The sequence below is a fragment of the Bradyrhizobium sp. UFLA01-814 genome, assembly GCF_046718885.1.
Classification (GTDB): domain Bacteria; phylum Pseudomonadota; class Alphaproteobacteria; order Rhizobiales; family Xanthobacteraceae; genus Bradyrhizobium; species Bradyrhizobium elkanii.
The window spans coordinates 33,077-58,907 of record NZ_JAQOSR010000032.1; the positions used below are offsets into that span (position 1 = coordinate 33,077).

The following is a 25,831-nucleotide window of genomic DNA, read 5'->3' on the forward strand; positions in this document are numbered from 1 at the left end:
ATCACCGCCGACCGCCCCCCTCGAAAACGCACCAGAATCAGCCGATCCGCGCTTGCCACGCACCTTGACGCGGGCAAGCCCGACTGTTCAATAGCGGCGGGCTCAACTGAAGGTTGGGGGCAACTTGAGCGTTCCAGCAGAACTCCTGCTTACGCCGCTATGGCAGGAAACGACCATACCGGGCGATTTGCACGGCCAAGTGGTCGATTACGTCGAAAATGAGCTTTCAAACAACGCAACCGTGCTCATCTACATCGAAGATCGCGGCATCAATCAATTTTACTATCGGATGATTTTCAAACGAGCGCTCGGTACCCTGCCGGCGCGCCACCTGTTTGTTCTCAAGTGGCTTCGGATGTGTGACTACGCATCTGTAATAAAAGCATTCATTCCGGACGGCGGCTATGAGAAGTTCATGGCACAATTTTACGTCGGGATTCTGCACGCCGATAACAAAGCGTCCGTGGCTTTTGAACAGGTACGGTCCGGAGGCAGCAGCTTCGAAGAGAACCGGCGGTTCTGGCAGGAAAAATGCCTCGACTACTACACGCCGAGCTTCGACGAAGTGTTCTCTACCACCGTCGATATGGTCAACCTGTATTTGGAGTCGCACCCCAATACACCGATGGCTGAATTCGCACGGCGTCACCTCAGCGGCGGTTCGTCGGGTTGGGCCACGTCGCGATGAGCAACGCTCCCCTTTCGCTTGGTGTCTTTGAAGGCTCAGGCCAGGAATACCTTTATGATGGCAGCGAGAGCCTCATCACTATCGCCCGACCGGGACGGGGTAAGACCCAGGCCCATGTCGTCCGTAACCTGCTTTACCTAAACGCCCCGGCGATCGTCCTCGACGTCAAGCCCGAGATTTTCGACCTTACCTCCGGTTGGCGAGGCCGCAGCGTAGGCCCGGTACAAGTTTTTGCACCAGGCAACGCCGACACGACACTTTGCTTCAATCCCCTCGATACCGTGCCATCGGATCCCGTAGCCGCATACACCGCGATCAGCCGTCTCCTGCCGCTGCTGATGGTGCCGACCGATGCAAAGTCGTCGAAGGGGTTCTGGGAAGGTCGAGCCGCGCAGCTCCTGCATGGAGCGCTCTACGATATCTGCCTCCACCGCTACCAAAAACGCCGGGACATGTCAGCGGTTGTCGACTGGTTCTCGCCGTCGCCCCAACAGCTCAAACTGCAAATCGAATTCCTGCAGGAGTCTGGCGTGCGCAGCTTGGTGAGGGTCGGTAACCAACTCGCCAATGCCGACGAGGAAACCCGATCGAACCTTTACGATACCGTCCTGCGCCACGTCGAAATCTGGGGCGCACCCCAGCTCGAACCAATCGTCGCCGAAACAACCATCGACTTCCAGAACCTGCGGCGTGCCAATGGCACGCTTTACCTGTGTGTTACGCCGGAAGAACTCGTGATGTACCGGCCGCTCATCCGTACCTTGCTAGGCCATATTTTCTACGGCATCCGCGACGCGCGGAATGAATGGGGTCTGCCACCGGTCACATTCTTTCTCGATGAATTTCCGCAACTCGGCTACATGCAGGAAGTCGAGCAGATGCTTGCGCTTGGTCGCCAGCCTGGGCTGCGTCTCTGGCTGTTCGCGCAAACCAAGGCCCAGATTGAGGAAGCTTACGGTGGCGCTGACCGGCTCATGGACATGATGGCCGTGCGCTGTTTCATGGAGCCAACTGGCCCGCTCGCCCATGAGCTTTCCAAGGAATTGGGCACCACGCGCGACCTGTTCTCAAGCGCGGATAAACCACTCGCAACACCGCAGGATCTGATGGGTCCTGACTACGTGGACAAGGTCATTGTGCTGGAAGGCGGGCGCCGTCCAGCCAAACTGCGTGCCTTGAAAGCTTTCGAAGACCCCGCTTTGCGCGAGCGGCTGGGTGCAACCGTTTGAGCCTCAGTTGAACCTTGGATTTACAGGAGCAGAACAGTGTCGTTGATTTCGAAAGTGCTTAAGTTCTTCGCCAGCGTGAATCAACCCGAGACGCCCCCTCCTCCCCCCAAGCCCACAAATCCGCCAACGCCAAAAGCCGCGCCTCGCCCAAGCCCCGGAATATACGTTGACCTTATTCCCAGAATGGGCGGCCAAAGAAGGACAATGCCATTTGCATACGATCAGCCAGAACTGGCTTTCCAACATATGTTGTCCTTTTTGATGAGCGACCCGCTATTGCACGATTCCATCAAAGGCGTGCGCGTCAACGCCGATGGTGCGCGGGAGGTCATCTTTGAAGTCAGTATGCGGCTTAATGGTGGGACAAATACATACGACTATGCTCCTTCGTTTCCCGGATCGTGGCATCCGCCGGAAACGTTCAAAGTAATCCAACGATTGCCAGCGTGAGTACCAGTTAGTGCTTCACCACCCACAAACATCGGAGGGAATCGATCATGTCGCCTACGAAATGCCACGCTTGCAATGGCGAAAAATCCTGCAGAACTTGTGGCGGCTCTGGAAACGTGAAGCAACTCAATCCACATCCCCACCCCCATGATGTTAGTCGCAGGTCGGAAAGCGTCCGTTGCTACGAATGTCGTGGTTCTGGCAAGTGTTCGCAGTGTGGCGGCAAAGGCGCGGTCTGAGACCGGAGAACCTTCAATCTGCGAGCACTTCGGAAACATAGCTGACCGGATTGGCAAAGAACCGCGCCAATACCTGGAAATGCGGTGTGGTTGTCAGCCCGCGCTCTGAGATTTCGCCCTGATTGATAAAGAACAGTGAGGCGTCGGGATAAGCCATCAGGAGGGGGCTATGGGTGGCAATGATGAATTGCGCATTTCCTGTCTTCACCAACTCGTGGACAATCCTAAGCAGGGCTAGTTGACGCTGAGGTGATAGCGCGGCCTCTGGTTCGTCAAGGATGAAGATTCCCCTCCGGCTCAACTGGTGCGAGAAAAGCGATAAAAATGCTTCTCCATGAGATTGGGCGTGGAGCGAAGCACCACCGTAAGATTGATAGATGTCCACCCCCGTCTCACGCGCCAGTTCGTCAATAAAATTCGAAAACTGGAAGAAGCTCTCAGCCCGCACGAAAAAGCCGGTATTGACCTTCACGTTCCAGGAGAACTTCAGAAGTTCTTGCAGCGGCGCTACGTCCAATGACTGTCCACCCAGGTTGTGATTGCGACTGCCACCGGTGCTACTAAATGCACAATGCAGCGCCACGCTTTCAATCAGCGTGGATTTTCCTGAACCGTTCTCGCCGCAGATGAACGTCACGGGCGTCGTAAATCTTAGGTCAAAACCTTTTTGCACCAGGGGTATACTGAACGGATAGGCTTCCCCCTTGGTAGCCGGGAGAACCATCTGCTTCAAGAAGGGCGCTTGCATAGCCATTTGGCTTAGTGTGCCACATAATCTCTGCGCCAGCCACTATGCCGAACGGCACGCCACACCGCGCATACATCGGCGCGAAGACCATTAGCAACCGCCATTTTCTTCAATGTCAGGAATGACACTTGCAGGGCACCCCATAAATCCGGGAGCGAACCAGGCTCATCTTGATCATTGCTCTGCGGCCCCTTTCGAGGCCGCGCAAGATAGGCCCTCTCGGTGTGCACTATGAAAATCTCCTCTCACTCGGTGAATAATTCTTCCACGCTTGCCGGACCCACCGCAAAGGAGCCGTTCATCCGGCTATCCTCCCGGGCCGCGGTTTTCGCGGAACTGGCGGCGGCAGAAAAGGCAGCTTCACCCTCGTCCCTTACGAAGGACCAGCTGTTCGCGGCCTTCGACAATGCGAAAGCCGATGCTGAATTGCGACTTCGTCAACGGTTGCGAGCGCAAGGCTCGAATGCCCTCTGATGGCGATGGTGCCGGGTCCTCGTTGGACCCGGCATCACTCGTTTTGGCCTCGGGAGAGCGCACGTCATGAGAAACACGCCATTTCATTGCAGGCAACCCGCATGCGAGCGGTGTCGCAATGCTTGGCATTGAGCTCAATGCCTAGGTAGTCTCGCTCCGCCATTTGCGCGGCAACTAGCGTCGAGCCTGATCCGCAGAAGGGATCGAGCACAAGCCCGTGGGCAGGGCAGAACGCTTCAATGAGCGGCTGCAAGACCTCGATCGGCTTTTGAGTCGGATGAAGGCGATTACCCGTGTAGCGCCACTCCAATACATCGTCGATAGGCTTTGCCGGTCGCGCGGGCTGCCCCTTGGCGAGAAGGTAAGCCATTTCATGCCTGGTGCGTACGAAGCGAGATGATGAAGGGTAGCGCTTGGTAAAGACGATATGGCCTACGATGCGGAAGCCCGCAGCGCGCCACGCGCCGATGAACTTGTCGGCGGCATTCCAGCCGTAAAAGCTCAGGCACAGCGAGCCGGGTTTCAAAACGCGGTACATTTCGGCGAAAGCTGGCTTGAGCCAGTCGTCGCGGTCGTCATTCGCAATGATTTGGCCATCGCGGGGACGGTAGCGACAGAGGTACGGTGGATCGGTAAGAATGAAGTCCACGGAGGCGGACTTCATCTGGCGCATGACTTGAATACAGTCGCCATGGGCGACCGTGTTGCGAAGGAGAACAGGAACGGGGTGCATTAGCGTGCCTCCTGTTCAAGGATGCGGGCATGCCAGGGCTCCTCGCCGCTGTCGCTGACCGAGAACTCAGCCAGACCGTTGAGGTCGTAGAGCGCCTTACCCTTAGCGATGGCTTCGTGCTCGCTGCTGGCGAGCACGACGGTTTGGTACAGCGTCCAGCTCCTGAAGCCGACGGCGTACCGCCGCGTGGCGGCGGGGCTCATTGCCCCGCCTCCGCGTCGGCCTTCGGTTCGCGAATGACCAGGCGGCCATTCAGGGGCAGACAGCTGAGCTGGATGTTGAAGCCCTTGCCGTCCTGGTGAGACCAGGCTGCGCCGATCCGGGTCCAGAAGGCGTCGTCACCTTCTCCCTCGACCACATAAACTCCATGTGGTGCCGGTTTCTTTTCATTGCGTTTCATCTTTCTTACTCCCGTTTGGTTTTCCCGGCTGCGCCAATCGCGGCCGGACGGGAGTTTTCAGGGAACGAAGGATGAGCGGCGGGGCAAGGAGGCTCCGACCGAGGGACCCTCCGGGATACGGTTGGATGCCTTGCGCCGACGCGCTTCGGGCCCAACTTCCCGTCCAGCTACTGGCCGCGCATTGGATGCAGCCACCACACGGGAGTAGGCCTGAGACGCAATAGAACCGCGCCTGGATGAGTTTGTGGCTTGAGATGGGGAACTCCCGCTCTGGGCGGCGCAGGCCTTAACGCACTAGGTTATCGCAGAGTACAACGTCAGCGCGTGTGCTATAAGACGGGTCTAACGCAGGAACGGCTAGAGCCAATGGCGAAAAAGGCGGAGATCGGGAAGTGCGTCCACTGCCTTCGGGACGGCGTTGAACTAACGTCGGACCACATGTTTCCGAAGGCTTGGTATCCGGATGCGACGCCAGAGACCCTGGAGAGATGGACGTTTCCAAGCTGCTTCGACTGCAACCAGCAATACAGCAAGATCGAAGGTGACCTGCTGAATCGCGTAGCCCTTGCGCTCGACACCAAACACGAAGCTTCCCAAGGCCTCGCCGACGCTGCTCTTAGGGCAATGGACCCCAAGGCCGGTCGGGATGAGAAAGACGCGGCCGCGAGAGCCGCCCGAGGCAGGAAGATGCTTGGAGAGATGTTTAAGGGTGAGGAAATCCCGCAAGGCCAGATCATGACAGGGCTTGGCGAACGATGGGGGCGGCCCAAAGCTGAGCAATTGGCTATTCAGATCCCGCGTGCAGGACTCGATGCGATGACGGAGAAAATGGTTCGGGGGTTAGCCTACCGCGAAGACAATCGATTCATCGAATCTCCCTACAAAATAGATACTTATGTCGACGGGGCAGGAGCAGAAATCGCAAGAGAGATGATACAAAGAGCTGGGAAGGAATATAAGCGCGAACCGGGTTTGGAAATAATCCGTGCGGTACCTGACGATGACGTGGAATCGGCGATCTATGAGATAACGTTTTGGCAGCAGTTCAAAACGTATGCGATAGTCCAACAGCAGAGCGGCCGATACGACTCCCCTCAGGGGTACCGTGTCCTAGGCCGAGCAGAACGTGTTGAAACGGGTGATCTTTGGTGTCACCAGGGCAAGGAACACAGAGAGTGGCTGCCCGCGAAACTTATTGGAGAGCGGCAGCCGAACAACGACTATTGCAGGAAAGTTATCTCCGCTTGAAGGTGGCTGAATGGGCTCCAGAAAGCGCGAGCGCGTAGCCTTGATGCCGTTCAGTCAGTCCATATGAATCCAAAGATGATGGAGCAGTATATCGGGAAGGCTTTTTTGGCGCTTGTGGGCTGATCGCAGAAATATCAGCCGCTTATCTTTGTCAATCGCGTGAGTTATCAGATGGTCAGTAGCTGCCCATCCCGCTTCCTTAGCGGCGATTAACCCGTCGATCCATCCGGCAACGCGACTTTGCCAGTCTTCGCCAGAGTCTTTCTGGATGTAGCCAATCATCCCTCCGAGGACGTGATTGCCACCATGGTGTCCGGCCTTGAATCTCTGAATGCCACCGGTTGAAGTGAATTTGCTGAATACATATTCGCGCTCGTCGCGATCTGTTCCGGCTGGAGTAGGTAGCCGCTTGCACTCGATCGGGAGAAGCGGATCAAAGTCAGAGTACCGGCGGCCGTCTACCCAGATGTTGACACCGCTCGGCGCGGGCACGATGTCTATCTTGCGCCCCTTGTACTGCTCGTCAGGCTCTTCGGGACGAAACTGTAGAAAGTCCCACCCCGGCGCGAACCGTGTGACACTGTTTAGGTGAGCGCAGAGTTGAGATGACAGCACCGTTTCTGACGTCTCTTTCTTGCGATCTGGCCTATCTCGCCATTTGGGTAGTTCGTTTCCAATCAGCGCGAGCAGTTCGCTCAAAAACGTATGCGGTAGGTGGAGGTCTTTTGCCAGAGCACCAATTTGCAGAGAAGGGTCAGGAAAATTGGCGAGCATTCCGTTAAAATCCCTGAGCCCGTAGATCAGCAAGCGTCTCGTCGGAGTCGCGCAATGCTACGGAGCGTAGCCAATAGCGCAAACGATCAGGTTTCAATAAGAAAACAAACTGCTTGTCGTAGATCCGCGCAATCCGCGTCACATGAAGTGTCTCGTTCCTTTCGAGGAGCAGGGCATTGAGCCTTCCTTGGAGGCCGTCTGCGCCGGACCAGTCAATGCCTCCATTGCCGAAGACGAAAGGCTGGCAAATAACTCCTGGCCAAGTCTGAGCGGGTAGGGCGTGAATTGGCTTTCGCTTGTAGACGCTGTTGATTTGGCCCATGAAAACTGATGCAAACTCCGGCAGCACTTCCAAGCCAGAGTTCATCATCGCACGGGAGTCCTCACCCAAGCGGATGAGGTCGCGCTGATAGTCGATCATATCGCTTGCGACGATTGTCTCGTTATCGCTCAGGTCAAGCGTCCCGGCTTCCGGGTACGGCAGAGCGAGAATATCGGCAGCGGTCAGCGTGGTTGCCTTCTGTGTGAAGACTTTAGCGCTGACGCCTGCCACGAACGCCTTGAGCGCCGGCGCTTCCGCTGTCAGCCACTTATCGATCGCGCGCAATTGCTGTTCGTGCGACTTTGGCGCGGCAAATCCTACAATCTGGTTCTTGTAGGTTAGGTAGCCCTTCGTCCAAACCGCATGCGGCAACTCCATCTGTTCTCTGATCAAAAGCATGGGAGGAGTGAACCGCTTCGATGAACGTGGCCCCTCAATGGGCTGCTTCCGAACGGTTGCTATTTGAGACTCGTCTATCTTATTGGCGCTCAAAGCTTCCGACGGAAGCAATGGCTTGCCGATGAGGTGTTCAGCTGGGTTAGAAACGCCCCTCTGTCCTTCGATAAAGCCTTCGCCAAAGTCCCAGCCCCGCTCAGTCGCATAGGTTCTTAACGTACGGAATGACTTAAGCCGATCAAGGAGGGTCAAGACCCGACCGCCGCCAAAAAGATTCGCGCGCCATACGCCATCATTATTCAACAGTAGGTCGCGAGTGAGCCAGTGAAGGTCGTAGTAGTCGATGTCAAACCCTTGCTCGGCATCAGCTCGGCCGCTCCGCCGAAATACTGCGTGGAGCAACTTGCGCTTCTCTTTCGGAGGGCTTGCCTCCACGACAGCGACGATAACCTTGGTGTCTGCACCTCCTTTTTGAAACAGGCCACGAACGGATACAAAGTCGAGAACCTCGCGAACGTCCCAGCGCTCGAAGAAATCCCTTCGAAACTCATCCGATTGCTGGTTGTATAGAAAGCCATAGGGTTGAAGCATGCTGAGAATGCCGCCTTCAGCGACCATCTCCATTGCCTCATGGAGAAAGAGATAGGCGAGCTGCCTATCCGGCAACACGCCGTGAGTGCGCTGGTAGGCCGCATAGCTTTCCTTCGCACCTTCGGTCGTTAGCTTCGATGCAAACGGCGGATTTCCAAGGACTACTCCGACCGGCTCCTTAACAAGTCGCCTCGTCTTAGCTTCGAAGAAACAGCTGTTATGAAGTGTCTTGCCTTGCAGTAGAGGGAACAACTTGATGCTGGACCGAATTTCTTCTGGCTCCAAGGCGTCGCAGAGCGCCAAGCAAAGGCTGAAGGCGGCCAGCTCGACTGCTCCCTGTTCTAGATCAATGCCATGCACCTTCTTGAGAAGCTTCTTCAGATCAGCGGTGCGCGGGCGCTTCCATTGATTGCGACTTCGCCAATGCAAGACGAGCCGCTTATATGCTTCGACGAGGAAGACACCCGACCCGCATGCGGGATCGAGGATTACCTCGTTTCGCTCGTGCAGTCGGTCGAGACGGTCCCAGCTAAGTGCTTCCTCCAACGTCAGCCGCACCAAAAAAGGCGGGGTATAAACCGAAACGTCGCTGTCGGTAACAAACAGCTGATAGATGTGGCTGATCAACTCAACGGGGAGATCTCGGAAGGAGTACAGCTCCCATAGTGTGAGCTGTCCGTTGATTTCCTCATGAGCTTCGACGAGCTTCGCAAAGCGAGCTAGCTGCGTACTTGTGCGAAGAGAGGTCCGATCGGCATCATCTAACGTGAACACGTGACCGTTGAAGCGCTCCTCAAGGTCCGAAAGAAGCGCTATGAGCGCCTTGCCGTTGGCTAAGACCTGGAAAAACTTCGTTGCATTCTTGAGGAACTGTCCGAAATAATCAGGGGGGAACACACCCCTCTCTTCCAAGTACGCGATCAACAGCGAGAGGATGAGCAGACGCCGCCGCAGACGGCTCTTGAGGATACCTTCTTCGTTTAAGTCACGGTTGAGTTGCTTAACGGCATCGATGAGGTGTTTGTGCGCTGACTTTGACGCCGACATCATCATCTTGCAGACGGCGGGATCGTCCCACAAGGTGCCGTTGCGCAGCTGTGCTGAATCCCACCATGCGTCGTCGTTCGAAATGCTCGCCGCGATGGCGAGCGTCTTCACCGGCTTGCAAACGATCTGACCGGTAGCAGAGACGAAGTCAGGTTGGTGAGCACATCTGAATAGCTGCACAAGGCCCGGGGTCTTGCGATAAACCAAGGGGACGCCACCCCAACTCCACAGCCGCTTATGCAGATTCGCAAACTGCTGGTCGTCATCGCGGCCGTCGGAGACGAACACAAAGGCTTGCGCAGTTGAGGGGCGTCCGTTTTGTCCGGCCTCGAAGAACACGTATTGAGCGTTGTAGGACTTTGCCTTTTCCATGATGGCGACCTCTTCCGGAGGTCGTCCTTGGGCGGCATAGCCATCGACGAGCACAAGCCCGTCGGGTAGCGCCCCGACGGGTTTCCTCTCAAGGTCGATCAGCCATTTGCCCCGATCACTCATAGGTAGCGCTGACAATACGTAGCAAGGCGCGACGTGCGAGGGGCACGCTCAAGCGGGCGAAGCGGGAAAGGACTGGCATTGCGGGCGGCTTCCGTTTAGAACAAAAATAGAACAAGCCAGGTCCTGTGCAAGCGTGTCGCTTGTGATTTCTGCCTCGATTATGGTTAATTTTCCACTAAGTGGTAATATTACACCACTTTCTCGCTGCTATCGAGCCTGGATCGGGTCGGAGGCGGCTTTCGCTTTCGAGCGTCGCTTGCGGGGCGTTGGTATCTCGTTGGCTACGAGCGGCAAGTGCTCTCTTCTCGTACAAGGTGAGGTGAACTCGTTCATGGGCAGTTGTACTCGTGCCCAAGTCCTAAAAAATATAGAGCCGAGACTTCGCGCCCCTGAGCTTAAAGAGTGCGTAGAGAGCGACTCGTTTTCCCTCCTCAAAGGTCTTCAGCGCGGAAAACGAACAAGCCGACCGCGGAGTTCCGAGACCGGTTAACAACGGTACCCGGGAACGCATCAGTGATAGCGGTGCCGTAGGCAGATGCTTTTCCGAGAGCCTCCGGCGAGGGACACATCAGAGAGCCAGCAAGCAAGTGCGCCTGCGCGCAAAAGGCGAGCCGCTACCGGCTCGTAAGAGGAGCCCCTGCGGGCTCTAAGTGCGTGCCCAGCTTGGCCCGCTAAGCGTCAACATCTCTGGTCTCTGAGGCTCCAAGGGCAGAAGGATCGACGAGAATGGTAGGCTCACTTAAAATCAACGGCTTCACCTGTCGCACCGACTTCGGGCGCCGCACGTTGATGGCTGTAGCATCCAGGGTATTCTTGATGTGTGCGGCGTAGAATTTCTCGATCATCTCGACGCTGGTACGGCAGTTCTTGGCGATCTGGTAGATATCCGCACCTTCCATCAGCCTCATGCAGATATACGTGTGACGCAGGCTGTAGGCCGTTCGCGGCTTGCCATCGCGATCGAGCTTCAGACTGCTCTTTTCCAGGAGCCGATTGAATAGCTTGATGTGATTACCAGGAAACACCGGGTCAGTCGGCTGCGGATACTGTGGAGGCATCACAGGACGAGGATTCTTCTTCCTCTCTCGCGCCTTCCCCTGCGGTACATACTTCGGGCGACCGAGCAGCCGCTCATAGGGAAGCACTGCGCTCGGCGTGCTCTTGCAATAACCGACACCGCGCTTTCCGCGCACTTCGATTTCCAAAATCCGATCGCCGCGACGCCCCTCCTCCACAATCGTAATATCGCGGTGCTGGAGGTTCTTTGCTTCGTCAGGACGTAAGCCCGTATTGCCGAGAAACAGCACGTAGTCGTGCAATTGCTCGGCATTCCAGCGGTGATGCGGAAGGCTCGCCTTCGCATGCTCCCGGGTCATTGTGTACAGTTGCTTGTATTCCTCTGGGCTGAACCAAGGCCGGTGCACCACTTTCCCCTGCGACTTGTATGGCGGGGAGAAGTCAGGAAGGTGCGCCAGCCATTCGTGCCGAATGGCCGTCTTGAGCACCTGCCGCAGTGTCACGATTTCATCGTGAATGGTGCTTCGTGCTGGAGGCTTCCTCGGTTTCAAGGTTGCGATTCGGTGCACCCGGTATTCCTGCGCCTTACCGGGCGTGATCTCGGATAGCCCCATGTCGCCGAAAAATGGCAACAGGTGGAGGCGCAACCGTATGCCGTAACCCTCAATCCATCGCTTGCTGCGATGGCCCTCGGTGATCACCTCGTATTCCTTCAAGAACTGCTCGGCCGCCTGGCGGAAGGTCTTTTCATTCTCCTTGAGGAGACCTGCTTTTGCCTTGCCTCGAAGCCCGAGATACCAATCCTCCGCATATTGCTTGGCCAGAACGAGGTCGTCCTCGCCAGTCGTGACGCGATACTGGCGGCCATCGATGGAGGCGGAACAGTGCCAGGAGCGGCCTTCGCCGCGTCGGTAAACCTGAACCAGGCCGCCTAAGAGTTCGTGCCGAGCCATCTCGCACCTCCTCAACCCAGGATAGCGCGGAACCGGTCACTAGTCGAATTTTGTGCTAGGCGTGTGCTAGGGCATTTACGAAAAATTAAAGGGTTAGGCTTTCGCCTAACCCTTTGTAATACATCGAATATTTGGTTGCGGGGATAGGATTTGAACCTATGACCTTCAGGTTATGAGCCTGACGAGCTACCGGGCTGCTCCACCCCGCGTTAAACCGTTGCGTGCCTTGCAGAAAGGGTGCCTGAGCCGGCCGGCCAACGCTTTTCAACGGCGCCGATCGATCCGTCCGGGGGCTTCCTGAGAAGGCGACCCGGGCCGAAGCCATCGGGTGCGGGGCGTATGTATCAACGTGAGCCCGGTTTGGAAAGCCCCGGATGCGGGTTTTTGAGGATTTTGTGACGTCGAAATCGCCGGCTGCCCCGGCAGGATTTGCCGCCGGGAACCGGGCCTTGCCAGACCGCGCGCAAAAGCGGAGCTTGGCGCGCAACAAATCCGTCAAGAAGACGTCATCCGCGGGGGAAATGCCATGGACCGGCCGTTGAAGAGCCCGGGGCTGCATGCGCTTGAGGAGGCCTTTCATCGCCAGTTCGAGCTCTCACGCGGCGAGCCGGCGCCGACATTGCAGGCACGGCTCGACCGGCTGCGCCGCCTGCGCGCCGCGCTGACCGAGAATGAGGCGCGATTCGAGGCGGCGATCTCGGCCGATTTCGGCCACCGCTCCACCGTCGAGACCGCGATCGCCGAGACCATGCTGGTGCTCGGCGAGATCAGGCACGCGGCCAAGCATCTCAAGGGGTGGATGGCGCCGCGGAGGGTCCCGACCACGGTGCAGTTCGCGCCGGCCAAGAACCGGCTGATGCCGCAGCCGCTCGGCGTGGTCGGCATCATCGCGCCGTGGAATTATCCGCTGCAGCTGACCCTGGCGCCCGCAGTCGCCGCGATCGCGGCCGGCAACCGCGCCATCATCAAGCCGAGCGAGCTGGTGCCGCGCTTCGCCGAGCTGCTGACCGAGGCGATCGCCAAGAAATTCGACGTCACCGAGCTCGCGGTCACCGATATCGACGACGAAATCGCAAGGGCGTTTGCCGCGTTGCCGTTCGATCATCTGATCTTCACCGGCTCGACCCGCGTCGGCCGGCTGGTGGCCGAAGCCTGTGGCCGCAATTTGACGCCGGTGACGCTCGAGCTCGGCGGCAAGTCGCCCGCAATCGTCGACGGCTCCGCCGATATCGACGAAGCCGCACAGCGCATCGCCTATGGCAAGCTGCTCAATGCCGGCCAGACCTGCATCGCGCCCGATTACGTGCTGGTGCCGCAGGCCGCGGTGCAACCCTTCGCGATGCGGCTGCAGGGCCACATGCAGCATATGTTCGGTACCGATCCCAATAACGCCGATTACACGTCGATCGTCTCGGATCGGCACTATGCGCGGCTCGAGGGGCTGGTCGCCGACGCCGCCGCAAAAGGCGCGACCATCATGCAGCCGGCGGCGCCGAACGACCGCGAGTGGAAGGCGAGGCGCAAATTTCCGCCGACCGTGATCGTCGACGCGACGCCGGACATGACGGTGATGCAGGAGGAGATCTTCGGGCCGCTGTTGCCGGTCATCGGCGTGCGCGATGCGGCGGAGGCGATCGCCTTCGTCAACAGCCGCGATCGCCCGCTGGCGCTGTACTGGTTCGGCACCGATGGCGCCGCCCGCGATGCGGTGCTGGCGCGCACGGTGTCCGGCGGCGTCACCGTCAATGACTGCCTGTTCCACTTCGCGCAGGCCCATGAGCCGATGGGCGGCGTAGGCGCCTCCGGCGCCGGCGCCTATCACGGCGAGTGGGGATTCAAGACGCTGACCAAGTTCAAGCCGGTGTTCTACCGCTCGCGGTTCAACCGGCTTGCCGATCTCTATCCGCCCTATGGCGCGAAGGTCGCGCGGCTGGAGAAGCTGATGCGGTTGTTGTCGTAAGAATCACGCTGCCATTGCGAGCGTGGCGAAGCAATCCATGGTCCCGCACAACGAATAGATGGATTGCTTCGCTCTGCTCGCAATGACGCAAAACGAAGACCAAGGGGGAACATTCGTGACTGACACATTCGATTTCGTGGTGGTGGGCGCGGGCTCCGGCGGCTGCGCGGTGGCTGGGCGGCTGTCGGAGGATCCGGCGACGTCGGTGGCGCTGCTCGATGCCGGCGGCACCAATGACAATTGGGTCGTCACCACGCCCGGCGCGCTGGTGCTGATGGTCGCGGGCACCGTCAACAACTGGGCCTTCAACACCGTGCCGCAAAAGGGGCTCAACGGCCGCATCGGCTATCAGCCGCGCGGCAAGGGGCTCGGCGGCTCCTCGGCGATCAATGCCATGGTCTACATCCGCGGCCATCGCGCCGACTACGACCACTGGGCCGCGCTCGGCAATACCGGCTGGGCGTTCGCCGACGTACTGCCCTATTTCAAGCGCTCGGAGAACAACGCCGATTTCGACGGCGAGTATCACGGCAAGGGCGGCCCGCTCGCCGTCAACAAGCTGCGCTCCGGCAATCCGATCCAGCAGAGCTTCCTGCAGGCGGCGCAGGAGGCGCAATTCCGCATCCGCGAGGATTTCAATGCCGAGGACCATGAGGGCCTCGGCATCTACCAGGTGACCCAACGCAACGGCGAGCGCTGGAGCGCGGCGCGCGCCTATGTGCATCCGCATATCGGCAGGCGCGCCAATCTGCGCGTCGAGACCAATGCGCACGCGACGCGCATCCTGTTCGAGGGCAAGCGCGCGGTCGGCGTCGAATACCGGCAGGGCAAGGAGCTGAAGCAACTCCGCGCACGGCGCGAGGTCATCCTTGCGGCCGGCGCGTTCCAGTCGCCGCAGCTGTTGATGCTGTCGGGCGTCGGCGACGCCGCAGCGCTCGGCAGGCACGGCCTCGCCAGCGTGCATCATCTGCCCGGTGTCGGCCAGAATCTGCAGGACCATCCGGATTTCATCTTCGGCTACATGTCCGACAATCCGAACTTCGCCGGTATCTCGCTGAAGGGCATGCCGCGGCTCGTCCGCGCCATCATGCAATATCGGCGCGAGCGCCGCGGCCCCCTCACCTCGAACTTCGCCGAATGCGGCGGCTTCCTGAAGACGCGGCCCGATCTCGACATCCCCGACATCCAGCTGCATTTCGGCATGGCGATGGTCGACGACCACGGTCGCAAGCGCCACGGCGGCACCGGCTTCTCCTGCCATGTCTGCCTGCTCCGGCCGAAGAGCCGCGGCAGCGTCGCGCTGGCCGGCAGTGACCCGATGCAGGCGCCGCTGATCGACCCGAACTTCCTCGGCGAGCAAGACGATCTCGAATCGATGGTGGCGGGCTACAAGACCACACGGCGGCTGATGGAAGCGCCGGCGCTGCGCGCCCTGCAGCAGAAGGATGTATTCACATCCAACGTCCGCACCGACGACGACATCCGCAGCATCCTGCGCGAGCGCGTCGACACGGTCTATCACCCGGTCGGCACCTGCAAGATGGGCACCGGCGATCCGCTCGCGGTGGCCGATCCGAAGCTGCGCGTGCACGGTCTCGAAGGCCTGCGCGTGGTCGACGCCTCGATCATGCCGACCCTGATCGGCGGCAACACCAATGCACCGACCATCATGATCGGCGAGAAGGCGGCGGATATGATCAGGGCGGAGATGCGGGCGGGGTGACCAGATGCGTAGGGTGGCCACGGCGCAAGAGCGCCTTTGCCCACCCTATGAGGCTGCCGTCGCAGGGCCGCACTGCAAAAATATCGAAAACAACCCCATGCAAAGGAGCCGGGGCTGCCGACTTCGACACGGCGACTTGACTCGTCGGGCAAATCAGCGGCATTATTCTATTATCCCGAAAATTGCGCAGACGCCCTCAGCTTGCTCCGTGTCATCACCCGCGCATGCGGGTGATCCAGTATTCCAGAGACCGCAGTGCTTGAGCCGAGCGGCCGCGGCGTACTGGATCGCCCGGTCCATGTGCGCAATTGCGCACAGGCCGGGCGATGACGGCGGTGGACGACGATATACGCGGATCCGTTGCAATCGTAGCCCGATGGAGCGAAGCGTAATCCGGGACCTTCACGCATGCTCCCCGGATTTCGCTGCGCTTCATCCGGGCTACAAAGCTAGTTCAACAGAAAGCCGCCATCCACCGTCACCACCGTCCCGGTCATGTAGCGCGAGGCGTTCGAGGCCAGCAGCATGATCGCGCCGTCGAGATCGGACTCGGCGCCGACCCGGCGCTGTGGAATGCGCTTGGCAAGCCGCTCGCCCGCCGGCGTCGACCAGAAATCATGGTTCATCTCGGTATCGATATAGCCCGGCGCCAGTGCGTTGACGCGGATGTTGTTGCCGGCGAGTTCCAGCGCCATTGCCTTGGTACCCTGGATCATGCCGGCCTTGGAGATCGCATAGGGCGACACCGCCTTGAGCACGCCCTGTCCGAGCACGGATGCGACGTTGATGATATTGCCCGGCTGCTTGCGCGCCATCATGCGCCGCGCAAGTTCGGTGGCGAGGAAGTAGGCGCCCTTCAGATTAGCGCCAATCACGGCGTCCCAATCCGCCTCGGTCTGCTCGGTCGACAGTTTCTCGATCGCGATGCCGGCATTGTTGATCAGCACCGTGACCGGACCGAGCGCGGCTTCGGCGGCGTCGAGCGCTTGCGCAATGCCGGAGATTTCCGCGACGTCCATCTGCACCGCGGCGGCGCGGCCGCCCTTGGCCTTGATCTCTTCCTCAAGCCTCTTCAGCTTCGCGACCTGGCGCGCGGCCAGCACCACCGCGGCACCATGCGCCGCCAGCACGCGGGCGAATTGTCGCCCGAGCCCCTGCGAGGCGCCGGTGATGAGGATGATTTCTTTACTGACATCGAATAGGTCGGACATCGACAGGTTCCCGGATTGAAGCGGACGATTGATAGCGACAATTGTCCCTGATGTAAGCAGGTTTGATCAACCAGGGGATCGCAGGAGATTCGGGCAGGGAATTCCTTAATCCATGAACCTCTTCGACCTTGCCATCATCGTCGGATTGGTGTTCGCGGTGGTGACCGGCTTCACGACCGGCCTGTTGCGCAGCGCGGTCACCATCCTGGCCTATCTCGTCGCCATGCCGCTCGCGGTCGCCGCGCTGGCGATGATCGGGCCCCACATCGCGACGCTGCCGTCGTCGCCGTTTCCGCCGAATGGCGTGCTGCTGTTCGGCCTCTTCCTGCTGATCGGCGTCATCCTCGGAAAGATGGCGCGGACGATGCTCGACGACACCATCGGCTCGGAGATCGGGATCGGCGACCGCCTCGGCGGCGCGCTGCTCGGCGTCATCAGGGTCGGTCTCGTCGTGACCACGCTGGTGCTGGTGTTCGATCAGCTGGTGCCGCTCGCCAGGCAGCCGCAGTTCCTCAATGGATCGCAATTGCGGCCGTTGTTCTCCGCGGCCGGACAGGCCGGATTCCGCTCGCTGCCGCCCGAAGCCACCATGGCGATCGAGCGGCTGCGGCGCGAGCAACGCATCTAGCCTCCTGCCCTGCTCCAACGTGCTCACCCGCCTGTTCCTGCCCGGCATGCACTTATGCATTGCACGTCCCTTATCGGCGCCGCCGAGCTTGGCTAGAATGGCGCCATCAAACCTTTACAAACCGACCCGACATCACAGGGAGTGAACCGTGGATCTTGGAATCAAAGGCCGCCGCGCCATCGTCTGCGCATCGAGCAAGGGACTGGGCCGCGCCTGCGCGATCGCGCTCGCCAATGAGGGGGTGCATGTCACCCTGACGGCGCGCGGCGCCGAGGCGCTGAAGCAGACCGCCGACGAAATCCGCAAAGCCCACCCCGGCGTCACCGTCACCGAGATCGTCGGCGACATCACGACCCCGGCCGGGCGCGAAGCCGTGCTCAAGGCCTGCCCCGATCCGGACATCCTGATCAACAATGCCGGCGGCCCGCCGCCGGGCGATTTCCGCAACTGGACCCGCGACGACTGGATCAAGGCGATCGACGCCAACATGCTGACGCCGATCGAGCTGATCAAGGCCACCGTCGACGGCATGATGGCGCGCAAGTTCGGCCGCATCGTCAACATCACTTCGGCCGCGGTGAAGGCACCGATCGAGATCCTCGGCCTGTCCAACGGCGCCCGCGCCGGCCTCACCGGCTTCGTCGCCGGCCTGTCGCGCAAGACCGTGATCAACAACGTCACCATCAACGGCCTGCTGCCGGGCCCGTTCGAGACCGACCGCCTGCGCGGCACCGCGAAGCCCGAGGCCGAGAAGCGCGGCATCTCGGCCGAGCAGGTCCTGGCCGAGCGCGCCAAGCTGAACCCCGCCGGCCGCTTCGGCGATCCCGACGAATTCGGCTATGCCTGCGCATTCCTGTGCGGCGCCAAGGCCGGCTTCATCACCGGGCAGAACCTGCTGCTCGATGGCGGCGCCTTCCCGGGCACCCTCTAGTGCTGCCGATTTGAAGCTCCTGCACTATATGCGGCGAGACCGATTGGGAGCTTCAAATCGGTCAAGCGGCACAGAGACCTATGACTCTTGCCAGCGCCCTCTTGCTTTCCGAAGTTCGCGCAAGAGGTCGCTGGACGAGTTCACGAACTTCGGAAAAGGGACGATAGATGAGAGCGGTCTGGTACGAACGGACCGGTGCGGCGCCGACGGTGCTCACCGTCGGCGAGATGCCGACGCCCGACGCAGGTCCCGGCGAAGTCCGGGTTCGCCTCGAGGCGTCCGGCGTCAACCCGGCCGATGTCGGCCGCCGCAGCGGCAATTATCACGCGATGGAATTCCCGCGCGTGATCCCGAACAGCGACGGCGCCGGTATCATCGACCAGGTCGGCGAAGGCGTCACCCGCTTTGCGGTCGGTGATCGCGTCTGGCTGTTCAACGGCCAGCGCAATGGCCGCGCCTTCGGCACCGCGGCCGAATACATCACGCTTGCCGACTATCTGGTGACGCCGCTGCCGCAGGACGTATCGTTCGCGGCCGGCGCGACGCTCGGTATCCCCTGCATGACCGCGTGGTGCGCGCTGTTCGCGGACGGCCCGATCTCCGGGCAGACGGTGCTGGTCACCGGCGGCTCCGGAGCGGTCGGTCACTACGCCGTGCAATTGGCAAAATGGGGCGGCGCGCGCGTGATTGCGACTGTCAGTTCGCAGGTCAAGGACGTCGAGGCACGGCTCGCCGGCGCCGACACCGTCGTCAACTACCGGACCGAGGATGTCGTCTCCAAGGTGATGGCCTTCACCGAGAACCGCGGTGTCGACCGCGTGATCGACGTCGATTTCGGCGGCAATCTCGCGACCACGCTGAAGATCATGGCGATGAACTCGACGATCGCGGTCTACGCCACCAACGGCAACCGCACGCCGACGTTGCCGGTGCGCGAATTGATGGAGAAATGCATCACCGTGCGCTCGCTGGTGCTATTCGCACTGCCGCCACCGCTGCTCGCGGCCGCGCAGGCTGACATCACCCAATGGCTGACATCGGGTACCCGCGTGCACAATATCGCCGGGCAATTCGCGCTCGCTGAGACCGCCGACGCCCATCTCGCCGTCGAGAAGGGCGACAAGATCGGCACCGTGATCGTCGACTGCGCGCGATAATCTTCTCCCTCTCCCCGCACGCGGTAGGGCAATCGCATATGGCCGTTTGAGGCGATCGGAGTTCCCACAAACTCGTCATGCCCGGGCTTGTCCCGGGCATCCACGTCTTCGTTTCCACGCGAAGAATAGACGTGGATGGCCGGGACAAGCCCGGCCATGACGGCGCGGAAGAATCGGTCCATTCCATATGCGATTGCCCGGTGCTTGCGGGGCGAGGTCAGGTGAACAATGCGGCTGCTTAGTGGATCGGCGTGATGCGCTCGTCACTCGGCGACAGGCCGAACTCGTCGAGCCCTTCAGCGAGGAAATCGCCGAGCATGGGCTCGCCCAGCAGATAGCTCGCGGTACGGCCGTTGCGCCCGCGGGCGGCTTCGCGGCGGAGATCGGCCCATTCCTCGATCGTGCCGTCGCCGCGGCCGAGCCGCATCAGCGCGACGAGGTCGACCTGCTCGTCCTCGCTGAGCGCGTTGATGAAGCCGGTGATCTCGCGCGCCACCGGATCGTTGCCGTCGTCCTCCAGCACGTCGATCATCTCGTCGTCGGCGCCGTTCGAGCCGGAGTCGGGATCGACGATCCCTTCCTTGACATCGAATTCCCGCGCCTTCTCGATCAAGAAGCCAACTTTTTCAGGGGAGATTGCGAGTTCCGGCATTGCACACTCCTTCTTCCAACGAGGCGGTAACGCGGGAGGCGCCGACTTGATCCATTGCGCCGGCGCGCGGAAACCCGCATGGTCCGGCAAGAGCAACAAGAAACGGAGGGCACGCCGCATGCACTGGACCGTAGGCAAGGTCAAAATCACAAAGGTCGTCGAGCTCGAGACCGTCGGCAGCACACGCTTCATCCTGCCGCTGGCCGGCCGGGAGGAGATCCAGAGCCTGCCCTGGCTGATCCCGCATTTTGCCAACGAGGATGGCCGGCTGAAAATGTCGATCCATTCGCTGCTGGTGGAGACGCCGGAGCACCGCATCATCGTCGACACCGGGCTCGGCAACGACAAGCAGGGCCGCAACGTGCCGACCTGGAACAACCGCAGCGATCCGTTCCTGGAGAAGCTGACCGCGGCCGGATTTGCGCCCGACACCATCGACACCGTACTGTGCACGCATCTGCATGTCGACCATGTCGGCTGGAACACAAGACTCGTCGGCGGCAAATGGGTGCCGACCTTCGCCAATGCCCGCTACGTGTTCGGCAAGACCGAATACGAGCACTGGCGCGACCACAGCGACGATCCCGCACATGCGGCCGTATTCGCCGACTCGGTGAAGCCGATCGCGGATGCCGGCAAGGCCGAGCTGGTGCCGAGCGACCACCGGCTGACCGAAGAAATCACGCTGATCCCGACGCCGGGACACAGCCCCGGCCATATGAGCATCCACATCAGGTCCGGCGGCGAGGAAGGCCTCTTGACCGGTGATGTCGCGCATCATCCCTGCCAGATGTATCACCTCGACTGGTCGTCGACCGCGGACTCCGACCAGAAGCAATCGGCCGCGACGCGGCGCGAATTGTTCTCGCGCTTTGCCGACACGCCGACGCTGGTGATCGGCGGGCATTTCAATGCCGGCCACATCAAGCGCGACGGCGACGCGTTCAGGTTCGTCGCGCTGGAGGCATAGAGCGTGATGTTTCTCGGTTGAATCAGTGTCGCAACAGATTCGCTGCACCTCTCACGCTTGCGGGGTCGAGACGAGCGAAGCTCGCTCTTAGGTCGACGCGCTCGGCAGCGCACTTGCGCGCCAGAGCGCGGCGGGTGGAGGCTCTCTCCACCAGGTGACTCGCGGCGAGACCCCCTCCCCAGCCCTCCCCCGCAAGCGCAGGGCTATCGCATATGCCCCTTGGCGACCGGGCAAGTGCTTGGCCTCGTGGTTCGAGACGCGCCGCAAGCGGCGCTCCTCACCATGAGGGTCTACTATTGTGCCGCAAAACAAGACCTCATCCTGAAGAGCCCGCCGAAGGCGGGCGTCTCGAAGGATGGCCACGAGGGCACCGCCACGAAATGCGATAGCCCTGCCCGCTAGCGGGAGAGGGAGCGCAGTTTTATCCAGCCTCGTTTCCTAGATCAAACTGGCGCGCGCGAGGAAGAGCGCGTCCGCCTCGCTGGCGGCGATCGCGGCCGGATAGGGCAAGGCCTTGGCCCGTCCGGGAAGGTTGCGCTCGAGCTCGGCGCGCTCCTCGTCATCAGCAGCGATGTAGACGGTGACCCGGATCAACCGGCCGAGCTCGGCCTTGCGCGCCTTCATCCACAGCACCATCGGCTTGCCGGCGGCGACCTCCGGCTGATCGTTGACGTTGACGATCACGGCGAGCGGTCGGTTTGCGGCAAGCAGCTCGCTGTATTCCGCGGTCCAGTCGCAGCCGTCCTGCTCGGTCTGCAGACGGCCGGTTGCGATGAAGATGCCGGGCTCGGCCTCGCGAAAGAATTTCATGGAAGCTTCCTCATGATGACGGCGCCAGACCGTGCCGATCGCGCGGACCCGGACGGCCCCCGGCAGAAATATCTATCGACTGACAGTCGGTCAATTCATCTAAGCCATTTCAAAACCATTCTAAATATGCGATCCAAGAATCGGATATCAGGTACGGATGGATGCTGACGGTATGATCGGGAAACGGCAGGCGGCAGCCACGCGCGGCGCGGCGCAACGCTGGAGACGGACCCAGCCCGCCGAGGTCAGGGTCGACGACCTGATGTCGGCTGCGGCGGCCCTCTTCATCGCGAAGGGCATCGAGGCCACCACGATCGACGACATCGCCGCCCGGGCCGGCGTCGCGAAGGGCACCTTCTACCACTACTTCGCGACCAAGGCGGATGTGATCATCGCCCTGCGCACGCGCTTCGCGCAGGACTTCCTCGCCCGGGTGGCGGCGGCGATCGGCGAACGTGCCGCGGATGACCACGCCGGGCGGCTGTCGGCCTGGCTGCGCGGCGCCGTCGGAACCTATCTCGCCAATGTCGAGCTGCATGACGTCGTGTTTCACGACTTCCCCCATCATCAGCGGCAGTCGCAGGAAAAGGACGACGTGATCGCCCAGATCGTCGCCGTGCTGGAGGATGGCCAGAAGGCCGGCGTCTGGGCGTTCCCGGACGCCCGCAGCGCGGCGCTGATCGTGTTCGACGGGATGCATGCCGTGGCCGACGATGCGATCGTCGCGGGCACGCTCGATCCCGAGCCATCATGCCGGCTGCTGGAAGAGATGTTCACGCGGATGCTGGCCGCGCCGCGTCCGCGATCATGACCGGCATTTGAAAGAACCGGCTCACAGCGGCTACGCCGGCAGGTGATGGCTGCAATGCCATGGCCGTGAAGCGGTTGAATTTCCTCCCGCGCTGTTCCATGAAGCGTGTCGAGGTATACCAGTAACAATCCTCAGGACATCGTAGGGAGTGATCAACATGAAGCTTGTTCGTTATGGCGAAAAGGGTGCGGAAAAGCCCGGTCTGATCGATAAATCGGGCCAGCTCCGCGACCTGTCGACCCATCTGAAGGACCTGACCGGCGACGCCTACACGCCGGACTCGCTGAAGAAGCTTTCCGCCCTCGATCCCGCCTCCCTCCCCGCCGTCTCCGGCAAGCCGCGCTTCGGCGCCCCGGTCACCGGCATCTCCAAATTCGTCGCGATCGGCCTGAACTACTCCGACCACGCCAAGGAAACCGGCAACCCGATCCCGTCCGAGCCGATCTTCTTCCTGAAGGCCAACACCGCGCTGTCCGGTCCCAACGATCCGGTCGAGAAGCCGCGCGGTTCGACCAAGCTCGACTGGGAAGTCGAGATCGCCGCCATCATCGGCACCCGCGCCAAGTACGTCTCGGAGGCCGACGCGCTGAACCACGTCGCCGGCTACTGCATCTGCAACGACGTCTCCGAGCGCAACTTCCAGATCGAGCGCCTCGGACAGTGGACCAAGGGCAAGTCGCATGACACGTTCGGCCCGGTCGGCCCGTGGCTCGCCACCAAGGACGAAATCGCCGACGTGCAGAAGCTGTCGATGTGGCTCGACGTCAACGGCCAGCGCCGCCAGACCGGCACGACCTCGACCATGATCTTCACGATGGCGAAGTGCATCTCCTACGTCTCGCAGTTCATGACGCTGCTGCCCGGCGACATCGTCACGACAGGCACCCCGCCCGGCGTCGGCACCGGCATGAAGCCGCCGCAATATCTCGATGTCGGCGACGTCGTGACGCTCGGCATCGAGGGCCTCGGCGAACAGCGCCAGGAAATCGTTGGGGCGTAGTTTACGGGATCGTCATCCCGCGCAACGGCTTTGCCGTTGCGCGGGATGACGGGGATACAGCGCAATCTCTCCCCTCGTCGTCCCGGCGAAAGCCGGGACCCATAACCACAGGGTTGAGTTGTTAGAAGGCTGTGGCCCCAGCGTCGCGCAACAATGACCTTCGGTGGTTATGGGTCCCGGCTCCCGTGCGCAATTGCGCACTAGGCCGGGACGACATCGAGCATGTTGCGTCATCGAGAGTCATACATTCACGGTCTCTCAGGATGACGACCGTGTTTGCGAAACGAGGTCATCTCCATGAAACTCACCTTCTCTCCCGCCTCCCCGTTCGCCCGCAAGGTGCGCATCGCGGCGATCGAGCTCGGCCTGATCGACAAGATCGAGCTGGTGCCGGCGACCGTCGCGCCCGGCACGGCCAATGACGAATATTCCAAGATCTCACCGCTGAAGAAGCTGCCGGTGCTGATCCTCGACCATGGCGACGTCATCCTCGATTCCTATGTCATCGTCGAATATCTCAACGAGCTCGGCGGCGGCCGGCTGATCCCGGGCTACGGCCCGCGGCGCTGGAAGCTGAAGACCGATCACTCCCTGCTCAACGGCATGCTCGATTCCATGCTGCTGTGCCGCTACGAGAAGATGGTGCGGCCGCAGGGCTCGCTGTGGCAGGCCTGGCACGACGATCACTGGAACAGGGCCTGGGCCGGCATGGCGCGGTTCGAGAACCGACCGGACGTGCTGAACGGCTCGTCGTTCGACATCGCGCAGATCGGCCTCGTTTGCGTGCTCGGCTATGCCGATTTCCGCTTCGCCGATTGCGGCTGGCGCAAGGCCTATCCCAAGCTCGACGCCTTCTACCAGAAAATGCTGGAGCGGCCGTCGGTGAAGATCTCGGCGCCGCCGGCGGCGTAACCAAGGCAACCGCGGGGAGCATGTGACGCGCGAATGCCTCCCCGCCTCTCACCTTCCGGCGCAGGTCTTGTGCATCGCCGGCCGGGTTCAACCACGACCGGACAATATCTCGCCGTCATTGTCGCGATCTCGACCTTGTGATGATGGCGGCGGCAGCCCGGTACGGCCAGCCCAAGGAAGGCCTTGCGGCGATGGATATCCTTGCCAACATCATCACTCCCGCCGTGCGCGACGCGCACTAGAATTTTCTTGCGCGTTTTCTTCACGCGAACCGGACTCCACTTCGCTCGAAAACGCTAACGCCAAGGAATCACCATGAGCCTGAAGTTTGCCGCCGGCGATCTCACCATTCATCGCATCGTCGAGCAGGAGACGACATTCCTGCCCGCGCACGAGATGCTGCCCGGGCTGACGCCGGAAGTGCTCGCCGATAACCGCGGCTGGATGCAGGCCACCGGCGCGCTCGACGATAGCGACACCTTGATCCTGGCGTTCCAGTCCTACGTCGTGAAGACGCCGCACCACACCATCCTGATCGACAGCTGCATCGGCAACGACAAGCCGCGGCCGGCGCGGCCGAAATGGAACATGAAGACCGACGACAACTATCTGCGCAGTCTGGCGTCAGCCGGCTTTTCGGTCGGTGACATCGACTATGTGATGTGCACGCATCTGCATGTCGATCACGTCGGCTGGAACACGCGGCTGGAGAACGGCCGCTGGGTGCCGACCTTTCCAAACGCGCGCTACGTGTTCGACAAGGCCGAGTTCGACTACTGGACCGAGAGCAACGCGAAGGCGGAGGTCCCGCCTTTCGTGGACAGCGTGCTGCCGGTGGTCGAGGCCAAGCGGGCGGAGATCGTCGGCCATGATTTTGCGATCGGCGACCACGCCCGCATCCTGCCGACGCCCGGCCACACGCCGGGCCACGTCGCCTTCGCCTTCGGCCGCGGCAAGGACGCTGCGGTCTTTTCGGGCGATCTGATGCACTCGCCGATCCAGACGCATTATCCGGAGCTGTCGGCGAAGTTCGATGTCGACCAGGCGCTAGCCGCGAAGACGCGGCGCGGCTTCCTGGAGCGTTATTGCGACACCGACACGCTGTGCTGCCCCGCGCATTTCCCTTCGCCGTCGATTGGCAAGATCAGGCGGAAGGGCAACGGGTTCGTGTGCGAGACGATGTAGCTGGCGCCGCCTGCTGCGCTCACCTCGCCCCGCTTGCTGTCTCTTATACACATCTCCGAGCCCACGAGACTTAGGAT

General features: G+C 61.0%; 25 protein-coding genes and 1 tRNA gene. 15 read left to right on the top strand and 11 right to left on the bottom strand.

Going from position 1 to position 25,831, the window contains the following annotated elements:
- Positions 1–124 precede the first annotated feature (124 nt).
- The 3 genes from PMN64_RS12525 to PMN64_RS12535 are packed head-to-tail and all read left to right on the top strand — an operon-like array spanning position 125 to position 2,367.
- A complete protein-coding gene (locus PMN64_RS12525; protein ID WP_411780908.1) occupies positions 125–688 on the top strand; it encodes a hypothetical protein in 564 nt (187 codons plus the stop codon).
- On the top strand, positions 685–1,917 hold the full coding sequence (locus PMN64_RS12530; protein ID WP_411780909.1) for a type IV secretory system conjugative DNA transfer family protein: 1,233 nt from the start codon (positions 685–687) through the stop codon (positions 1,915–1,917). Before PMN64_RS12525 ends, PMN64_RS12530 begins: the two co-directional genes overlap by 4 nt.
- A 36-nt stretch (positions 1,918–1,953) precedes the next feature.
- Entirely contained in the window at positions 1,954–2,367 is a 414-nt protein-coding gene (locus tag PMN64_RS12535) for a hypothetical protein (RefSeq protein WP_411780910.1), read from the top strand.
- 252 nt (positions 2,368–2,619) lie between these two features.
- On the opposite strand, the gene PMN64_RS12540 is transcribed toward PMN64_RS12535, so the two are convergent.
- Entirely contained in the window at positions 2,620–3,330 is a 711-nt protein-coding gene (locus tag PMN64_RS12540; protein ID WP_411780932.1) for an AAA family ATPase, read from the bottom strand.
- A 255-nt stretch (positions 3,331–3,585) separates the two neighbouring features.
- Between PMN64_RS12540 and PMN64_RS12545 the strand changes: the two genes are divergently transcribed.
- Positions 3,586–3,828, top strand: a complete 243-nt coding sequence (locus tag PMN64_RS12545; RefSeq protein ID WP_411780911.1) for a hypothetical protein — start codon at positions 3,586–3,588, stop codon at positions 3,826–3,828.
- 64 nt (positions 3,829–3,892) lie between these two features.
- On the opposite strand, the gene PMN64_RS12550 is transcribed toward PMN64_RS12545, so the two are convergent.
- The 3 genes from PMN64_RS12550 to PMN64_RS12560 are packed head-to-tail and all read right to left on the bottom strand — an operon-like array spanning position 3,893 to position 4,961.
- Positions 3,893–4,561: a DNA methyltransferase gene (locus tag PMN64_RS12550; protein WP_411780912.1), complete on the bottom strand. Its 669-nt coding sequence runs from the start codon at positions 4,559–4,561 to the stop codon at positions 3,893–3,895.
- The gene (locus tag PMN64_RS12555) at positions 4,561–4,764 is read right to left on the bottom strand and encodes a hypothetical protein (RefSeq protein ID WP_411780913.1); all 204 of its coding nucleotides are present in this window, start codon (positions 4,762–4,764) and stop codon (positions 4,561–4,563) included. The genes PMN64_RS12550 and PMN64_RS12555 overlap by 1 nt, the downstream gene beginning before the upstream one ends.
- Entirely contained in the window at positions 4,761–4,961 is a 201-nt protein-coding gene (locus PMN64_RS12560) for a hypothetical protein (RefSeq protein ID WP_411780914.1), read from the bottom strand. Before PMN64_RS12560 ends, PMN64_RS12555 begins: the two co-directional genes overlap by 4 nt.
- Positions 4,962–5,327: 366 nt before the next feature.
- Here PMN64_RS12560 and PMN64_RS12565 point away from each other — a divergent pair, with 366 nt between their 5' ends.
- The gene (locus PMN64_RS12565; RefSeq protein WP_411780915.1) at positions 5,328–6,209 is read left to right on the top strand and encodes a hypothetical protein; all 882 of its coding nucleotides are present in this window, start codon (positions 5,328–5,330) and stop codon (positions 6,207–6,209) included.
- A gap of 54 nt (positions 6,210–6,263) precedes the next feature.
- Here PMN64_RS12565 and PMN64_RS12570 read toward each other — a convergent pair whose 3' ends face one another.
- The 4 genes from PMN64_RS12570 to PMN64_RS12585 all read right to left on the bottom strand — a co-directional run bounded on the left by PMN64_RS12570 (position 6,264) and on the right by PMN64_RS12585 (position 12,013).
- Positions 6,264–6,983: a hypothetical protein gene (locus tag PMN64_RS12570; protein ID WP_411780916.1), complete on the bottom strand. Its 720-nt coding sequence runs from the start codon at positions 6,981–6,983 to the stop codon at positions 6,264–6,266.
- A gap of 4 nt (positions 6,984–6,987) precedes the next feature.
- Positions 6,988–9,834: a class I SAM-dependent DNA methyltransferase gene (locus PMN64_RS12575; RefSeq protein ID WP_411780917.1), complete on the bottom strand. Its 2,847-nt coding sequence runs from the start codon at positions 9,832–9,834 to the stop codon at positions 6,988–6,990.
- A gap of 671 nt (positions 9,835–10,505) precedes the next feature.
- Positions 10,506–11,804: a tyrosine-type recombinase/integrase gene (locus PMN64_RS12580; RefSeq protein ID WP_411780918.1), complete on the bottom strand. Its 1,299-nt coding sequence runs from the start codon at positions 11,802–11,804 to the stop codon at positions 10,506–10,508.
- Between the two features lie 132 nt (positions 11,805–11,936).
- Positions 11,937–12,013 (bottom strand) — tRNA-Met (locus PMN64_RS12585).
- A 317-nt stretch (positions 12,014–12,330) separates the two neighbouring features.
- On the opposite strand from PMN64_RS12585, the gene PMN64_RS12590 reads away from it, so the two are divergent.
- Together PMN64_RS12590 and PMN64_RS12595 are read left to right on the top strand one after the other, a co-directional pair.
- Entirely contained in the window at positions 12,331–13,764 is a 1,434-nt protein-coding gene (locus PMN64_RS12590) for an aldehyde dehydrogenase family protein (protein ID WP_411780919.1), read from the top strand.
- A gap of 115 nt (positions 13,765–13,879) precedes the next feature.
- Positions 13,880–15,487, top strand: coding sequence for a GMC family oxidoreductase (locus PMN64_RS12595; protein ID WP_411780920.1), 1,608 nt, complete (start codon positions 13,880–13,882; stop codon positions 15,485–15,487).
- Between the two features lie 449 nt (positions 15,488–15,936).
- On the opposite strand, the gene PMN64_RS12600 is transcribed toward PMN64_RS12595, so the two are convergent.
- Positions 15,937–16,698 carry an SDR family NAD(P)-dependent oxidoreductase gene (locus PMN64_RS12600; protein ID WP_411780921.1) on the bottom strand — a complete coding sequence of 254 codons (762 nt, stop codon included), beginning with the start codon at positions 16,696–16,698 and terminating at the stop codon, positions 15,937–15,939.
- Positions 16,699–16,810: 112 nt separating this feature from the next.
- On the opposite strand from PMN64_RS12600, the gene PMN64_RS12605 reads away from it, so the two are divergent.
- From PMN64_RS12605 to PMN64_RS12615, 3 genes are all read left to right on the top strand, one after another.
- Positions 16,811–17,326 carry a CvpA family protein gene (locus PMN64_RS12605; RefSeq protein ID WP_411780922.1) on the top strand — a complete coding sequence of 172 codons (516 nt, stop codon included), beginning with the start codon at positions 16,811–16,813 and terminating at the stop codon, positions 17,324–17,326.
- A gap of 148 nt (positions 17,327–17,474) precedes the next feature.
- Entirely contained in the window at positions 17,475–18,257 is a 783-nt protein-coding gene (locus tag PMN64_RS12610; RefSeq protein ID WP_038385271.1) for an SDR family oxidoreductase, read from the top strand.
- Between the two features lie 167 nt (positions 18,258–18,424).
- Complete coding sequence (locus PMN64_RS12615) at positions 18,425–19,414, top strand: NADPH:quinone reductase (RefSeq protein WP_411780923.1); 990 nt, start codon at positions 18,425–18,427, stop codon at positions 19,412–19,414.
- 238 nt (positions 19,415–19,652) lie between these two features.
- On the opposite strand, the gene PMN64_RS12620 is transcribed toward PMN64_RS12615, so the two are convergent.
- On the bottom strand, positions 19,653–20,066 hold the full coding sequence (locus PMN64_RS12620) for a DUF3775 domain-containing protein (RefSeq protein WP_411780924.1): 414 nt from the start codon (positions 20,064–20,066) through the stop codon (positions 19,653–19,655).
- Between the two features lie 118 nt (positions 20,067–20,184).
- On the opposite strand from PMN64_RS12620, the gene PMN64_RS12625 reads away from it, so the two are divergent.
- Entirely contained in the window at positions 20,185–21,036 is an 852-nt protein-coding gene (locus PMN64_RS12625; RefSeq protein ID WP_411780925.1) for an MBL fold metallo-hydrolase, read from the top strand.
- A gap of 438 nt (positions 21,037–21,474) precedes the next feature.
- Here the strand turns inward: PMN64_RS12625 and PMN64_RS12630 are convergent, their stop codons facing one another.
- Entirely contained in the window at positions 21,475–21,846 is a 372-nt protein-coding gene (locus PMN64_RS12630) for a hypothetical protein (protein ID WP_411780926.1), read from the bottom strand.
- 172 nt (positions 21,847–22,018) lie between these two features.
- On the opposite strand from PMN64_RS12630, the gene PMN64_RS12635 reads away from it, so the two are divergent.
- From PMN64_RS12635 to PMN64_RS12650, 4 genes are all read left to right on the top strand, one after another.
- Positions 22,019–22,657, top strand: a complete 639-nt coding sequence (locus PMN64_RS12635; protein ID WP_411780927.1) for a TetR/AcrR family transcriptional regulator — start codon at positions 22,019–22,021, stop codon at positions 22,655–22,657.
- A 157-nt stretch (positions 22,658–22,814) separates the two neighbouring features.
- Positions 22,815–23,657, top strand: a complete 843-nt coding sequence (locus tag PMN64_RS12640; protein WP_411780928.1) for a fumarylacetoacetate hydrolase family protein — start codon at positions 22,815–22,817, stop codon at positions 23,655–23,657.
- 297 nt (positions 23,658–23,954) lie between these two features.
- Positions 23,955–24,569 (top strand): glutathione S-transferase family protein, encoded by a 615-nt coding sequence (locus tag PMN64_RS12645; RefSeq protein WP_038385276.1) that lies wholly within the window; start codon positions 23,955–23,957, stop codon positions 24,567–24,569.
- Positions 24,570–24,884: 315 nt separating this feature from the next.
- Positions 24,885–25,754 (top strand): MBL fold metallo-hydrolase, encoded by an 870-nt coding sequence (locus PMN64_RS12650; RefSeq protein WP_411780929.1) that lies wholly within the window; start codon positions 24,885–24,887, stop codon positions 25,752–25,754.
- Positions 25,755–25,831: the final 77 nt, after the last annotated feature.

Bases quoted from the DNA above. Each gene is read 5' to 3' on its own strand.
- PMN64_RS12530 (WP_411780909.1), top strand. From the start codon at position 685: ATGAGCAACGCTCCCCTTTCGCTTGGTGTCTTTGAAGGCTCAGGCCAG.
- PMN64_RS12540 (WP_411780932.1), bottom strand. From the start codon at position 3,330: ATGGTTCTCCCGGCTACCAAGGGGGAAGCCTATCCGTTCAGTATACCC.
- PMN64_RS12545 (WP_411780911.1), top strand. From the start codon at position 3,586: ATGAAAATCTCCTCTCACTCGGTGAATAATTCTTCCACGCTTGCCGGA.
- PMN64_RS12550 (WP_411780912.1), bottom strand. From the start codon at position 4,561: ATGCACCCCGTTCCTGTTCTCCTTCGCAACACGGTCGCCCATGGCGAC.
- PMN64_RS12555 (WP_411780913.1), bottom strand. From the start codon at position 4,764: ATGAGCCCCGCCGCCACGCGGCGGTACGCCGTCGGCTTCAGGAGCTGG.
- PMN64_RS12560 (WP_411780914.1), bottom strand. From the start codon at position 4,961: ATGAAACGCAATGAAAAGAAACCGGCACCACATGGAGTTTATGTGGTC.
- PMN64_RS12565 (WP_411780915.1), top strand. From the start codon at position 5,328: ATGGCGAAAAAGGCGGAGATCGGGAAGTGCGTCCACTGCCTTCGGGAC.
- PMN64_RS12570 (WP_411780916.1), bottom strand. From the start codon at position 6,983: ATGCTCGCCAATTTTCCTGACCCTTCTCTGCAAATTGGTGCTCTGGCA.
- PMN64_RS12575 (WP_411780917.1), bottom strand. From the start codon at position 9,834: ATGAGTGATCGGGGCAAATGGCTGATCGACCTTGAGAGGAAACCCGTC.
- PMN64_RS12580 (WP_411780918.1), bottom strand. From the start codon at position 11,804: ATGGCTCGGCACGAACTCTTAGGCGGCCTGGTTCAGGTTTACCGACGC.
- PMN64_RS12590 (WP_411780919.1), top strand. From the start codon at position 12,331: ATGGACCGGCCGTTGAAGAGCCCGGGGCTGCATGCGCTTGAGGAGGCC.
- PMN64_RS12600 (WP_411780921.1), bottom strand. From the start codon at position 16,698: ATGTCCGACCTATTCGATGTCAGTAAAGAAATCATCCTCATCACCGGC.
- PMN64_RS12605 (WP_411780922.1), top strand. From the start codon at position 16,811: ATGAACCTCTTCGACCTTGCCATCATCGTCGGATTGGTGTTCGCGGTG.
- PMN64_RS12615 (WP_411780923.1), top strand. From the start codon at position 18,425: ATGAGAGCGGTCTGGTACGAACGGACCGGTGCGGCGCCGACGGTGCTC.
- PMN64_RS12620 (WP_411780924.1), bottom strand. From the start codon at position 20,066: ATGCCGGAACTCGCAATCTCCCCTGAAAAAGTTGGCTTCTTGATCGAG.
- PMN64_RS12625 (WP_411780925.1), top strand. From the start codon at position 20,185: ATGCACTGGACCGTAGGCAAGGTCAAAATCACAAAGGTCGTCGAGCTC.
- PMN64_RS12630 (WP_411780926.1), bottom strand. From the start codon at position 21,846: ATGAAATTCTTTCGCGAGGCCGAGCCCGGCATCTTCATCGCAACCGGC.
- PMN64_RS12635 (WP_411780927.1), top strand. From the start codon at position 22,019: ATGATCGGGAAACGGCAGGCGGCAGCCACGCGCGGCGCGGCGCAACGC.
- PMN64_RS12640 (WP_411780928.1), top strand. From the start codon at position 22,815: ATGAAGCTTGTTCGTTATGGCGAAAAGGGTGCGGAAAAGCCCGGTCTG.
- PMN64_RS12645 (WP_038385276.1), top strand. From the start codon at position 23,955: ATGAAACTCACCTTCTCTCCCGCCTCCCCGTTCGCCCGCAAGGTGCGC.
- PMN64_RS12650 (WP_411780929.1), top strand. From the start codon at position 24,885: ATGAGCCTGAAGTTTGCCGCCGGCGATCTCACCATTCATCGCATCGTC.